This is a genomic window from Pseudochrobactrum sp. sp1633, from assembly GCF_030376605.1.
Lineage (GTDB): Bacteria > Pseudomonadota > Alphaproteobacteria > Rhizobiales > Rhizobiaceae > Pseudochrobactrum.
In genome coordinates, this window is sequence record NZ_JARRAE010000004.1 from 261,961 (window position 1) to 275,826 (window position 13,866).

The following is a 13,866-nucleotide window of genomic DNA, read 5'->3' on the forward strand; positions in this document are numbered from 1 at the left end:
GTATTAACAAAGCATTTCCGGCAAAAGCGCTGAGCACTTTTGCATAAGGAGTATGCGTTCAATAAATTAACTTCGCTGATCTTCCTGTCTTGCACCGGATAGTGGCATTATATTCATGATATTACAGTCATGAATTTGCCCCTGAGGTGAAAGGCAGTTAGAGAAGCCTTTGACATTCGCGTACCACGGACAGAGCCAGATGCAAACACCACGTTTAAAAATCGGAACACGTTCCAGCGCTTTAGCACTGGCACAGGCAGAGGAAACACGCGCACGCCTTATGGCTGCGCATGGTTTAAGCGAAGCGGATGTTGAAATCGTGCCGATGTCTACGCAGGGCGACCGTATTCAGGATCGTTCGCTGTCGGAAATTGGTGGCAAAGGCCTGTTCACGCAGGAAATTGAAGATGCGCTGTTGCAGGGACGCATTGATATTGCAGTGCATTCTACCAAAGATATGCCGACTGTTTTGCCGGAAGGTTTGCATCTTTCCACTTTTCTGGAGCGCGAAGATCCTCGTGATGCTTTTGTCGGCAAAACCAGCGCAAAACTGACCGATCTGCCGCAGGGGGCGACCGTCGGTTCTTCCAGTCTGCGTCGTCAGGCACAAATCCGGCACATCCGTCCTGATCTCAATGTCATTACCTTTCGCGGCAATGTGAATTCGCGTCTGCGCAAGCTTGATGAAGGTCAGGTTGACGGTACATTTCTCGCTTTTGCAGGACTGAAGCGTCTTGGTCTTGAGCATGTGGTCACAGAGCTGATGGATACGGAGCGGTTTTTGCCTGCTCCGGGACAGGGCGCAATTACCATTGAAAGCCGTGTCGGCGATGCGCGTGTTGATGCCCTGCTCAAGCCGCTCAATCATGAAGAGACATTTATTCGTCTGGCTTGTGAACGCGCATTTCTGGCGCAGCTTGACGGTTCCTGCCGCACACCGATTGCCGGTTTGGCTGAAATTAAAGACGGGCATTTGCATTTCTCAGGGATGATTTTGACACCGGATGGTTCACGTCTGCATCGCGTTTCCATTGAAGGTGCTGTGACGGATGCGGCGGCGCTGGGCAAGGAAGCCGCAGAGCGTATCCGTGCAGAAGCCGGTGCTGATTTCTTCACCAGCTGGGCTTGAAATATGCGCAGGGTTCTGGTCACACGCCCGCAACGGGATGCAGCTTTAACCGCCGCAAAACTTGAAGCGGCGGGTTATCAGCCGGTTTGTCTGCCGGTGAGTGAAACTGTGGCGACGGATGCATCATTGCCGCAAGGCAATTTTGATGTTGTTGCCGTGACCAGCGCCAATGCCCTGCGCCATATCGAGCCAAGCTTATTGGTACCATACCGGCATTTGCAGCTTTATGCAGTTGGCGAGAAAACGGCATCTGTAGCGCGGGATGCGGGCTTTGAGACAATCTATGCCGGTGATGGCTGGGGGCTGCATCTGGGGCGCCATGTGGCATCTGTTATGCCAGCGGGCAGTCATGTTCTTTACCTCACCGGCAAAATCAGGCGGCCGGATTTTGAGGCGCAATTGTCTGCTGCCGGTATCAATCTGACAGTTGCTGAAACTTATGACACCCGCCCTGTTACCTATAATGATGCCGAGCTGAGCCGGATTGCTGATGAGGTCAGTGCGGAGGTGATTTTGCTCTATTCTGCTGTTGCTGCCAGACAGTTTGTTGCACTGGACAAGCAGGCGCAGGGAGCTTTTATCCAGGGTGCGAAATTTATTTTTTGTCTTTCGCAGCGGATTGCCGCAGAATTACCGGCATGTAGCGCACAAATATGCATCAGCGATACGCCTGATGAAGATGCTTTGTTGCGCCTGCTGGAATTGTGCTGACGGGAAAAGAATGCAACCATTTGTTCAATTCCGTCATTTAGGTTGCATCTGAAGTTTAAATACAGATTTCTGCGAGAGGACTTATGGCTAAATCCACAGTGTCACGTCATAGCAAGGCGACCCGTAAACCGGTGGTGATTGATCTTGATCCGTCTGATGTGAAATCTGTTGAGACGTCTGCCGCAAAATCTGCGGGTAAACCTGTACCGGATGCAGAGCCGGTGGGTGATCCGAAACCTGCGGTAAAACCCTCTGTGTCGCCCGAACCGAAATCTGAAGCTGAAGCGAAACCGGCAACACCGATACCGCCGCAGACAGCTTCCCGTCCGGCTTCTTCTGCCGGTGTCTCTGGCCCAAATCCATTTGCATCAGGAAAAACCATGAATTCAACCGCCAGTCCAACGCCGCAGACGAAAAAAACAACTTCGCCTTGGGTTGCAGGGCTGGCAGGTGGTGTGATTGTTCTGCTGGGTACGACCGTACTGCAATGGGCTGGTCTGGGCTTGCTCCCGACGCAAACCAATAGCCGTGATGAAGCGGCAATCGCAGAAATAGCTGATCTGAAACAGCAGATCGCCGGTTTGCAGGCTGCAACCAAACCGAATGCGGATTTACTGACACGTCTGGAAGCTGCAGAGAAAAGCGCAGCAGAAACTCAGCAACGCTTGAATGCAATGCCGAAAGTCAGCGAAGCACCTGCAGGAAATGATGAGGCGATCCGTGCCGATGTAACAGCCTTGCAGGAGCAGCTGAAAGCACTGGCAGGGCAGGCGCAGCCTGCGGATAGCACACTGGTGAGTGGTCTGACCGAGCGGCTGAATGCGATGGAAACAAAGCTTAATACGATCGGTTCGCAGGCGGAGCAGGCCAATGCTGCACTGAATACCGATACGGATGAGGTTAAAGCGTTGCAACAGCAACTGGGTGCCTTGCAGACCAAGATTGATGCGCAGGCCACGCAGCCGGATATGGCGGCGATTATTGCGGCCAATGCTTTGAAAACTGCGATTGATCGTGGCGGTTCTTATCTGAATGAGTTGCAGACCTATAAGTCACTGCTGCCGGAGCAGGCCGGTTCTGTTGCAGGATTGGATGCGCTCGCGGAAACCGGTATTCCGACACTAAGCCAGCTGAATACACAATTTGCCTCATTGGCGGATAGTATGGTTGCCGCTGTGAATAAGCCGGCAGTGGATGCCGGTATCTGGGATCAGCTGGTGGGCAGTGCAAAAAATCTGGTGCGGTCGCGACCAATCGGTGATGTCGCTGGTTCCGGCGTTGGGCCAGTGATAGCACGCATCGAATTTGCGCTGCAAAACGGCGATGTGCAGCGGGCAATGACCGAATGGGCACAATTGCCGGAAGCAGCAAAACAGGTTGGTCAAAGCTTTTATAATGCATTGAGTGCACGGCGGGATGCGGATGCATTGCTTGCACAGTTGATTGCTGCAACCGCACAGCCTGCGCAATAAAGCGGACAAGAAAGGGAGAACGGTATGATACGGGTAATCCTGTTTCTTGTTGTTGTGGCAGCGCTGGGGCTTGGTTTTGGCTGGCTGGCAGACCGTCCGGGTGATCTGGTCTTCACATTTGCCGGAGAGCGGCACAATATTTCTCTGATGGTCGCTGCCAGTCTGGTGGTTGCTGTTACCGCCGGAGCAATGCTGCTGTGGTGGATCGTTAAAAATCTGATCCGCTCGCCGTATATTTTGCAGCGTCATTTCCGTGCGCGCAAACGTGACCGTGGTTATCAGTCGCTCTCCACAGGGTTGATTGCAGCCGGAGCCGGTGATGCAGAAGCGGCACGCCGTATGAGCAAACAGGCAGCCAAATTACTGCGTGCCGATCAGGAGCCGCTGATCCGCTTGCTGGATGCCCAGACAGCCCTGCTGGAAGGCCGCAAAGATGATGTGCGCCGGCATTTTGAGGCGATGATTGCTGATCCTGAAACCAAGCTTCTGGGATTGCGGGGGCTGTATCTTGAAGCCAACCGCGAGGGTGTACGCGAAGCTGCATTTCAGTATGCGCAGGAAGCAATCACATTGGCACCGCAGCTGGAATGGGCATCAAATGCAGTTCTGGGACATAAGGTGCTGGAAGGTGATGTTTCAGGTGCGCTTCGGGTGCTTGAGGCACGTAAGGCGGTCATTCCTTATGGCAAAGATGGTAAAGCTGCCCGCGAGGCATTGAACCGCAATCGTGCGGTTTTACTGACGGCACAGGCGATGCATGATTTTGATACAGATGCCGTTGCCTCACGTGATGCTGCGAACGAGGCCTATAAACTGGAGCCGGAACTGATACCGGCAGCCTTGATCGCCGCGCGTTGTTTGCTGCGTGACGGCAATATCCGCAAAGGCAATCGTATTCTTGAAGCGGCATGGAAGCGTGAGCCGCATCCTGAGATTGCAGAAGCCTATATTCATGGCCGTGCCGGAGACACAGCGCTTGACCGCTTAAAAAAGGCACGCCTGCTCGCAGGCTTGCGCAGCAATCATGCAGAATCCGCACTGATTGTCGCTCAGGCGGCGCTGGATGCCGGAGAGCTAAAGCTGGCGCGTGAAAATGCTGAAGCGGCACTGAGGCTCACCCCGCGTGAAAGCGCCTATCTGCTGATGGCCGATATTGAGGAAGCACAGACCGGCGATCAGGGACGTGTACGTGAATGGCTGGCGCGGGCGGTGAAAGCACCGCGTGATCCGGCATGGACGGCCGATGGTGTGGTGTCTGCACACTGGGCTCCGGCCTCGCCGGTGACAGGCCGTTTGAACGCTTTTGAGTGGAAGGTGCCGCTGACAGAAATAACGACGGATACGTCTCCGGTTCTTGAAGGCGAAGATCTGACAAGCCGTATTTTGCCTGTCGGTTATTCCGGCAACCAACAAAGCGAGGCTGATCGTAACACGGTTGACTTAGCAGCAGTTGATCCGGTTTTTCGGGATGATATTGATGATGCCGAAATGATATCTGTTGTGCCGGAGCCGCAAAGAACGCAACCAAAATCCGAACCGCAGAAAACGGAAAGTGATCTGCGTACCGCTAAAGTAACGATTTTATCCGAAGCTCCGGATAACCCTGTCGTGCAAAATATGAAAGAAAAACAGGCGGAAGACATCAGAAGTCAGGATGAAAAACATAGTCTGATTGTTGATGATCCGGGTGTGAATGCCGATACAGAGCTGCCGGTTCGCAAGGAAAGCACTTTCCGGTTGTTTTGATTCTGAGCAAGAAAGAGGCAGTCGGTCTGTTTTGATTTCGTTTTCGCAATATAAATCAGGCGAACACATGTTTTTTGTTGCAGCTTGGTGACTCTGCCAAAGTTTAGCAGATGCTTGTAAGGCAAAGCACCTCTCCATACTTGGCTCCCTATAACGAGCAGGCTATGTTGAAGTGCATATCAAAGGCTGTACAAGCACTGGAGCATGTATGTTTGAGCGTCTGTTGAGTTTTTTCAAAGAATTACCAGGCTTGGATTCCGCTAAGAAAAAACAGACATTTTTAGATGAAGACCCGCGTCTGGCAGCGGCAGCCCTGATGTTTCATGTGATTGAAGCGGATGGCGAACAGCATGATAAAGAGCGCAAACGTTTGTCTGATTTGCTGTCACAGGCCTACGACTTGCAGGGAGATGATCTGCAGGCTCTGATCAAAGCTGCTGAAACGGCTGATCAGGAATCCATTGATCTTTATCGATTTACCAGCGTGTTAAAACGTCATCTCGATGTGCCTGCCCGTTTGAGTTTTATCGAAGTGCTTTGGGAAATGGTCTATGCCGATGGTGATGTGGGCGAGATCGAAGATAATATCATGTGGCGGATTGCGGAGCTGATGGGCGTTGATCAGCAGCAGCGTATCGGGCTGAAATTGCGGGTGGCCGAGCGTTCGCAAGCGATGCGCGATGCCTTGGCAGCTTTGCCGACCGGTGAAAAACCGGAGCCTCATGTTGATCTGGTCGCTGAGAATGATAAGGCCGATTAACCGGTTCTCCGCATGTAGCGGACATAATGCATCGTGATAAAAAAGGCCGTCAAAGACGGCCTTTTATTTTATTGTTGCTGCAAATTAGTCTTTTGCGAGCAGACCTTTCCAGATGATGGCGCCGATTGCTGCGCCGATCAGCGGTGCTACCCAGAACAGCCAGAGCTGGCTGATCGCCGCTGTATCTGCAAATAGTGCTGCTGCAGTGGAGCGTGCCGGATTAACCGATGTATTGGTTACAGGGATCGAGATCAAATGGATCAGCGTCAGTCCCAGACCAATGGCAATCGGTGCAAAACCGGCCGGAGCACGGGATGATGTGGAACCGAGAATAATGATCAGGAAGAAGGCAGTCAGAACCACTTCAATCGCAAAAGCTGCGCCAAGGCCATATTTGCCCGGAGACAATTCGCCGTAACCATTCGATGCGAAACCGCCTGCGCTGAAATCAGCTTTGCCGCTGGCAATAAAATAAAGGATAGCGGCTGCAATGATGCCGCCAACGACTTGGGCAATCCAGTAAGGAATAAGGTCTTTCGCCTCAAAGCGACCGCCCAGAGTGAGGCCGAGTGTGACTGCGGGATTGAAGTGCCCGCCTGAAATTCCCCCCACGGCGTAAGCCATTGTCAGAACAGTCAGACCAAATGCCAGCGCAACACCGGCAAAGCCAATGCCCAGTTCAGGAAATGCAGCTGCGAGTACAGCGCTGCCGCAGCCGCCGAAGACCAGCCAGAATGTTCCGAAACATTCCGCTGATAGTTTATTCATCATGGAAGGCGTATCTTGCATGTTCATTCCCCGTAAACGGTTGAGAAAAACTGAAAATCTGGAACGGAATATTATTGCCCCATGAATATGGACAGATTTCTCAAGATTGAACAGTCTTTTTTTGAACACAATTGGTGTAAATATTTGTCTTCAAAGGAAATATTGCGTTCTATATTATAATTATTATAAAATAGCTGAAGGTATTAAACGGAAAAAGAGCCCGGTTTTCGTGCAGGTATAGCAGGGCAGTAAAGATTACTGTGTGCAGATCACATGATTATAAGCAGGTTTGATTTTTCAGTCTGTTACGGTGTTTTAAAGTGTTGTAACGTCTTAACAAAGTGTGAACGGCGCAGGCCGTTCTCTGAAGTTTCGGGATAATACCCTAACGGTTTCCGGAGTACCGGTATTGATGTCTATGTTTGAGCGCCGACATGTTTTTAATGCCAGATTGCTTTGTTTGCCTCTGGTCGCCTTGCTGGCGGGCTGCACAGGAACCGCAACGGCCTGGACAGAAAAAGTAACAATTGAAAAAGTTGAGCTGCCTAAAGAATGTGCCGGCTGGCAGAAAATCAACTTCAAGCAACGTGCTTATTACGCATTGATGCGGGAAGATCCGGCGCTGATTATGGAAATTGATTCACATAATCTTAAAGGCAAAAACCTTGGCTGCTGGGAATAAAAATGCTTGAGCATTTCGCTGGTATAAAAGATTTCGGTTAACGTCTGTGGCCATGCGATATTTTTAGGAAACCGGAGTGTGCCGTGATTAAGATTAACGCGACACGCTTGGTGATTTGTCTGTAGCTGTTTTGATTCAGGATAGATGATGCATCTGGATATTATTGAGCTGCAATCATTTTACGCGACAGCTCTGGGCAAGCTGGCTGTTTCCACAATCTCTTCTGCGCTGGAGCCTTTATGGCTGCCGATGCCGCAGGAGCGGCTTGTCGGTATTGGTTATACGCTGCCCTATCTCGATCATTATGCATCCCGCGCTGAGCGTGCTTTCGCTTTTATGCCTGCACGGCAGGGCGCGACGGGCTGGCCGCATGATGCGGCACTGAGCACCGCACTGGTCTATGATGAAGAACTGCCATTGCCTGACAGTTCTGTTGACCGCATTTTGCTGGTGCATACGCTTGAATTTTCAGAAAGCAGCGCAGAAACGCTGAAAGAAATGTGGCGTGTTTTGTCACCGAACGGACAGTTGATTGTGGTCGTGCCGAACCGCCGTGGTGTTTGGGCACGAATGGAGCACACGCCTTTCGGCAGCGGACGCCCCTTCAGCCGCGGGCAATTATTGCAGGCTTTTCGTGAGGCAAATTTCACACCGGGTAAAGTGGTCAATGCGCTGCATGTGCCGCCGACACGCTGGCGCTGGCTGCAACAATCATCCGGTCTGATCGAAACTGTCGGCACACGTCTGTGGCCGCTGTTTGGCGGAGTGGTGATTGGTGAGGCACATAAGCGCCTTTATCAGGGATTGCCGGTGCTGAAACGCTCATCACGGCGCGTTTTTGTGCCGGTACTCACCCCGCAAGGAACCGCACGGCAGCAGCCGGTTAAAGTGACCGTTCATGATCAAAGGGAACGGTCCGGTTTATAAAACTATACTCAGCGCTTGAGCAGAAAAACCGCTTGCTGACCAAGCAGGTTCCACATGCCCCAAGGCAGGCTGAACGGCATGCGCTCGCCGTTACGGTTCAGTGCCACTGCATCTTCAACCGTTGCACCGACTTCCTTCGTCATATCGACAAAATCACGGATAGTGCAGAAATGAATATTCGGCGTATCATACCAGCTGAACGGCAGTTCTTTGGTCACCGGCATCCGTCCGCGGAACATGAGTGAACCACGCACACGCCAATAGCCGAAATTGGGAATAGAGACGATGGCACGCTCACCGATGCGCAATAATTCGCTCAGAACCTTTTTCGGATTAAGCGTTGCCTGCAATGTCTGTGACAGGATCACATAATCAAAGCTGGAATCCGGATAATAAACCAGATCGCGGTCAGCATCGCCCTGAATAACCGATAGCCCGCGCATCAGGCACTGGTTCACACCGCTTTGCGACAGCTCAACACCGCGGCCGTCAACTTTACGCGTATCGCGCAGCAGCTGCAGCAATTCACCGTCACTGCATCCGACATCCAGCACCCGTGTACCGGGGCGCACCAGCGAGGCGATAATATCGAAATCGACGCGATTATGAATATGCAGGTTTTCAGTATTTTCCTGTCCGAAAACTGAAATTCCGTTTGATGTCTCAGCCTTGATGTCAGTCATGCCGGTTACAGGCCTTTCGCACGGGCTGCAGAACGGATAAAGCCGTCGATCGTTGAAAATAATACAGGCTCATCCAGCAAAAAGGCATCATGACCGCGGTCCGTTTCAATTTCGACAAAGGAAACAGAAGCGCCCGCAGCATTGAGGGCATGAACAACAAGACGGCTTTCCGAGGTCGGAAACAGCCAGTCGCTGGAGAAGGACGCCACGAAAAAGCGGGTTTTTGTGCCGGTGAAAGCAGAAGCCAGCAATCCGTTATGTTCTGCTGCCATGTCGAAATAATCCATAGCGCGCGTCAGATAGAGATAGGAATTGGCATCAAACCGGTCGACGAAGCTATTGCCCTGATAGCGCAGATAGCTTTCAATCTGAAAATCAGCCTCAAAACCGAAGGTGATATTGGTACGGTCCTGCAGATTGCGTCCGAATTTTCGGTGCAGTGCGGTTTCCGATAAATAGGTGATATGCGCAGCCATACGGGCAACGGAAAGCCCTTTGCGCGGCACTGTATCGGATTGAGTGAGATATTGACCATTGAGCCAGAGCGGATCGGCCATCACAGCCTGACGGCCAACTTCGTTAAAGGCGATATTCTGCGCTGATAGTCGCGCGCCGCTGGCAAGCACAACAGCCGAGAAAACTTTTTCAGGATAGCTCGATGCCCATTGCAGCACCTGCATACCACCGACCGAGCCGCCGACGACGCCTAATAATTGCTGAATACCGAAATGCTCTACCAGCATGGCCTGTGCCCGCACCATATCACCTATGGTGATAATCGGCAGATCAAGCGCGTAGGGTTTGCCGGTTGCCGGATTGACGGAAGCAGGGCCAGTTGAGCCCATGCAGCTGCCGATGACATTGGAACAGATCACAAAATAACGGTCTGTGTCGATCGGCTTTCCGGAGCCGACTAATGTGGTCCACCAGCCGTCTTTGCCGGTAATCGGGTTGGTGCTGGCAACATGCTGATCGCCGGTCAGCGCGTGGCAGATCAGGATTGCGTTGCTCTTATCAGCGTTAAGTGTGCCATAGGACTGATAGGCAATCTGAAACGGGCTCAGGACAGAACCGCTGTCGAGTTGCAGCGGTTTGTCTTCACCAAAATACACCACCGGGCTGTTCGGCTGAACAGCTTCCTGATTGCGGTTGTCTGTTGAGGCGGCAGTTTCAGCTGATATTGTCATAGACACGTATGCTTTTGAATTTGAACTGTAGCGAGAGCATTTCATGATCAGGCTGGAGTAACCTGATCGCATGATCATGCGACAAATTAAAGAAACCAGAGCAGGCACGGTGATCCAAACGGAATATAGACCGCTCTAGGGGCTATCGGGTCTTAAAGTCAAGGTTTCTCTCGACTTGTTATGCGATGCGGTTTATTCCGCTTAGGTCAAATCGCGTATCAGAGGTTTATCGGTCTTTATTGCTGATAATATAGTCTGCTACGTTGTTTCATGAATAGTCACTTTCAACAATACAGGCTCTTAATATTGGATAAGAATGATGAACGATTTCGCGAAAGCTCAACGCCCGACACCTAAAGCCGGCGTCATGGATATTGCCGCTTATGTTCCAGGTAAAGCCACTGTTCACGGTGTTGCCAAGGTACACAAGCTGTCTGCCAATGAAAGCCCGCTGGGTGCAAGCCCGCATGCTGTTGAAGCTTATCGTGCAACCGATCATTACCTAAGTTCTTATCCGGACGGCGAGGTTATTGCTCTGCGTCAGGCTATTGCGGAAACGCAAGGGCTGAATATTGAGAATATTCTTTGCGGCAATGGCTCGGATGAATTGCTCGGCCTGCTGTGTCAGACCTATCTTGCACCGGGTGATGAGGCGATTTTTACCGATCACGGGTTTCTGGTTTATAAAATCCAGACACTGGCTGCCGGTGCAAAGCCGGTTATCGTGAAAGAAAATGATACGGTGATTGATGTGGATGCGGTGCTGGCCGCTGTTACAGATAAGACCAAAGTTGTTTTCATCACCAATCCGGGCAACCCGACCGGCACTTATGTACCATTTGAGGAAGTGAAGCGTCTGCATGCTGCGCTGCCAGCAAATGTTCTTTTGGTGCTGGATGCGGCCTATGCTGAATATGTGCGCAAGAATGATTATGATGCCGGTGTGGCGCTGGTCTCTGCGAGCGATAATGTGGTGATGACCCGCACATTCTCGAAAATTCACGGGCTGCCTGCTCTGCGCATTGGCTGGATGTATGCACCATCGCATGTCACGGATGCAGTGAACCGTATCCGCGGGCCTTTCAACATGAACAGCGCGGCGATTGCTGCCGGTACTGCGGCGATCCGTGACCGTGATCATGTGCAGAAGGCTTGCGCTTACAATGCTGAATGGGCGCAGTGGCTGACAGACGAGTTCACCAAGCTCGGCCTGAAAGTTACACCATCGGTTACCAATTTTCTGCTGGTGCATTTCCCTGATACTCAGAACAAGTCTGCCGCCAAGGCCGATGAATATCTGCAGTCCAAGGGATATATTCTGCGTCGCGTGACATCCTATGGCTTCCCTGAAGCCCTGCGGATGAGCATCGGCTCGGAAGAAGCCAATCGCGGTGTGATTGCCGCTCTCACTGAATTTTTGAAGTCCTGATATGTCTGATATTCATTTTAATAAAATTGCGCTGATCGGTATTGGTCTGATCGGTTCGTCGCTGGCTCGTGTCATTCGTCGTGAAGGTCTGGCCGGTCATATTGCTATTGCTACCCGCAGTCCTGAAACGCTGAAACGCGCGGAAGAACTGGGACTGGGCGACAGCTATACAACGGATAATGCAGAAGTTGTCCGCGATGCCGATCTGGTGATCGTCTCCGTGCCTGTGGGCTCCTCCGGTCTGGTTGCCAGCCAGATTGCCGGAAGCCTCAAAGCCGGTGCGATCGTGACCGATGTGGGCTCCACAAAAGGTTCTGTGATTGCGCAGATGCAGCCAGAATTGCCGGATTATGTGCATTTCATTCCGGGACACCCGATTGCCGGTACGGAATATTCGGGGCCGGATGCTGGCTTTGCTGATCTGTTCATCAATCGCTGGTGTATTCTCACACCGCTGCCGGATACGGATGCTGATGAGCTGGCAAAGCTCAATGCGTTTTGGGAAGCTTGTGGTTCCAAAACGGATCAGATGGATCCGCAGCATCATGATCTGGTGCTGGCGATCGTTTCGCATCTGCCGCATATTATTGCCTATAATATTGTTGGCACGGCCAATGATCTGGAAAAGGTAACGGAATCGGAAGTCATCAAATATTCGGCTTCCGGTTTCCGCGATTTTACCCGTCTGGCAGCGTCTGATCCGACAATGTGGCGCGATGTCTGCCTGCATAATAAAGATGCTATTCTGGAAATGCTGGGGCGTTTCTCGGAAGATCTGGCATCTTTGCAACGGGCGATCCGCTGGAGTGACGGCGATGCGCTGTTTGACCTGTTTACGCGTACCCGTGCGATCCGCCGTGGTATTATTGATGCAGGTCAGGAAGTGGATGCACCAAACTTTGGCCGCGAAGCTGCAAGCAAGCCAACGAAATAATGCGAAGCTGCAAGCAAGCCTAAAGTCTGATCTAAAAGTCGTTATACTTGGCTGCAAATGGCAATTTCTACGCTTCCGGTGCTCATGTACATTTAAGTACACTGCGCTCCGGTTCTCGAAACCACCATTTTCGCTGCGGTCTAACGCTTTTTGTTCCAGACTTTGTGTTGGATTGTATGAAAATAAAAAACCCGCCATTTCGGCGGGTTTTTTTGTATCAGAGAAGCGGCATGCGTCCTAAGGGAATAAAGCCGGCGCTTATCTTGCCCTCTTTGACTATGACAGGAACAATGGTTGCACCTGTTTCATCTTTCGGCATGGAACCGAGAGCAAACACGACGGTGTTGATATTCTTGGCCTGATCAGGAAAGGCTGCTTGCAGAACTGTGCCGATGGCTGCCGGATTGGTCAGGCGGATTTTTAAATCTGCATTGGCCAGCCCTTGACTGTCTACGGAAGCAGGCCCGCTGATGCTGACACTGGCACCGGAAGGAAGCAGGAACAGCATCTGATTGAGCTGCAGAGATTTTCCGCGTAATACACTGCCATTTTCATCAGGCTCTTTGAACGACGCAAGGCTTGCCGGTGAGGTGATATCCAGCATGCCGTCGAGTTCAGGCAGGGCAGACAGAGCTTTGTCACCGGTCACGCGCAGATCATCAAAGGTCATTTTGATTTTGAGCGGCTCATCAACGCTGTTCAGATCAAATTGCAGGCCGAGCAGGGAGAGCGCCGGAGCGGCTTCTGTATTGTTTGTTTTTACTGTTTGAAGGAGCAGATTTTCTGAAGTGAGGCTGATGTCTTGCGGTGAGCGGCCGTTCATACGAACAGAGGCAGTCAGCTTGCCCCAGTCGGCTTTGACCGGATCAGCACCGGAGAGGGCGATGGCAGCAGGCCCCGTGAGCTGTGTTTGTACCGTGCGGAATGAAAATACTGAAGCACCGACATCAACAGCACTGGAAGCAATATTGAATGTTTGATTTTTGTCGCGGTAATTGACGCCGGAGCAGCTTACATAAAGAGAAAAAGGATAGCCGCGCGCTGAAAGCGACTGGCAGTCCAGTGTTTCTTCCTGACCTGCAGCGCTGGCAAGTTCGGTGCGGACGCGCTCTTTTGCCATTGATGCGAGATAGAACCAGCCCGCCGTGTATAAAACGACGAGGATAAGGGCAATAATAATGCCCCATGTCATGCGTCGTGAGCTTTGCGGGGAAGGGCGCGATTTAGCTACCATAGCCAAGCCTCTCGGATTTCAAAGAGTTGTCTGCTGACAGATCAAAGGAACTCTTTTATAATCATGTTTACTCACAATCCTGTGCTGAAACATGCCATAGCGGCATTGTTTTTCAGATAAGGATCGCTTGGCAGCACATTTTTTCTTCATAAGGGATTATGTGAAAAATGTTCGCCTGTCGGGATGTGCCGAATGCAGGATATA

General features: G+C 51.6%; 13 protein-coding genes. 9 read left to right on the top strand and 4 right to left on the bottom strand.

The window, feature by feature from the left end:
• Positions 1–199: 199 nt before the first annotated feature.
• From hemC to P8H26_RS06680, 5 genes are all read left to right on the top strand, one after another.
• Positions 200–1,129 (top strand): hydroxymethylbilane synthase, encoded by a 930-nt coding sequence (hemC, locus tag P8H26_RS06660; RefSeq protein WP_289632113.1) that lies wholly within the window; start codon positions 200–202, stop codon positions 1,127–1,129.
• Positions 1,130–1,132: 3 nt separating this feature from the next.
• A complete protein-coding gene (locus tag P8H26_RS06665) occupies positions 1,133–1,840 on the top strand; it encodes a uroporphyrinogen-III synthase (protein WP_289632114.1) in 708 nt (235 codons plus the stop codon).
• Positions 1,841–1,923: 83 nt separating this feature from the next.
• On the top strand, positions 1,924–3,312 hold the full coding sequence (locus P8H26_RS06670; RefSeq protein WP_289632116.1) for a COG4223 family protein: 1,389 nt from the start codon (positions 1,924–1,926) through the stop codon (positions 3,310–3,312).
• Between the two features lie 24 nt (positions 3,313–3,336).
• On the top strand, positions 3,337–5,058 hold the full coding sequence (locus tag P8H26_RS06675; RefSeq protein WP_289632117.1) for a heme biosynthesis protein HemY: 1,722 nt from the start codon (positions 3,337–3,339) through the stop codon (positions 5,056–5,058).
• Between the two features lie 208 nt (positions 5,059–5,266).
• Positions 5,267–5,818 carry a TerB family tellurite resistance protein gene (locus P8H26_RS06680; RefSeq protein ID WP_289632119.1) on the top strand — a complete coding sequence of 184 codons (552 nt, stop codon included), beginning with the start codon at positions 5,267–5,269 and terminating at the stop codon, positions 5,816–5,818.
• Positions 5,819–5,902: 84 nt separating this feature from the next.
• On the opposite strand, the gene aqpZ is transcribed toward P8H26_RS06680, so the two are convergent.
• Complete coding sequence (gene aqpZ / locus P8H26_RS06685) at positions 5,903–6,589, bottom strand: aquaporin Z (protein WP_289632208.1); 687 nt, start codon at positions 6,587–6,589, stop codon at positions 5,903–5,905.
• Positions 6,590–6,998: 409 nt separating this feature from the next.
• On the opposite strand from aqpZ, the gene P8H26_RS06690 reads away from it, so the two are divergent.
• Together P8H26_RS06690 and P8H26_RS06695 are read left to right on the top strand one after the other, a co-directional pair.
• On the top strand, positions 6,999–7,268 hold the full coding sequence (locus tag P8H26_RS06690; protein WP_289632209.1) for a hypothetical protein: 270 nt from the start codon (positions 6,999–7,001) through the stop codon (positions 7,266–7,268).
• Between the two features lie 147 nt (positions 7,269–7,415).
• Entirely contained in the window at positions 7,416–8,195 is a 780-nt protein-coding gene (locus tag P8H26_RS06695) for a class I SAM-dependent methyltransferase (protein WP_289632210.1), read from the top strand.
• 8 nt (positions 8,196–8,203) lie between these two features.
• On the opposite strand, the gene metW is transcribed toward P8H26_RS06695, so the two are convergent.
• The gene (gene metW / locus P8H26_RS06700; RefSeq protein ID WP_289632121.1) at positions 8,204–8,878 is read right to left on the bottom strand and encodes a methionine biosynthesis protein MetW; all 675 of its coding nucleotides are present in this window, start codon (positions 8,876–8,878) and stop codon (positions 8,204–8,206) included.
• Between the two features lie 5 nt (positions 8,879–8,883).
• Positions 8,884–10,065 (bottom strand): homoserine O-acetyltransferase, encoded by a 1,182-nt coding sequence (locus tag P8H26_RS06705; protein WP_374708243.1) that lies wholly within the window; start codon positions 10,063–10,065, stop codon positions 8,884–8,886.
• A gap of 319 nt (positions 10,066–10,384) precedes the next feature.
• Here P8H26_RS06705 and hisC point away from each other — a divergent pair, with 319 nt between their 5' ends.
• Positions 10,385–11,494 (top strand): histidinol-phosphate transaminase, encoded by a 1,110-nt coding sequence (hisC, locus tag P8H26_RS06710; protein WP_289632212.1) that lies wholly within the window; start codon positions 10,385–10,387, stop codon positions 11,492–11,494.
• A 1-nt stretch (position 11,495) separates the two neighbouring features.
• The gene (locus P8H26_RS06715; RefSeq protein ID WP_289632122.1) at positions 11,496–12,428 is read left to right on the top strand and encodes a prephenate/arogenate dehydrogenase family protein; all 933 of its coding nucleotides are present in this window, start codon (positions 11,496–11,498) and stop codon (positions 12,426–12,428) included.
• Positions 12,429–12,645: 217 nt separating this feature from the next.
• Here P8H26_RS06715 and P8H26_RS06720 read toward each other — a convergent pair whose 3' ends face one another.
• Positions 12,646–13,662, bottom strand: coding sequence for a DUF2125 domain-containing protein (locus P8H26_RS06720; RefSeq protein ID WP_289632123.1), 1,017 nt, complete (start codon positions 13,660–13,662; stop codon positions 12,646–12,648).
• Positions 13,663–13,866: the final 204 nt, after the last annotated feature.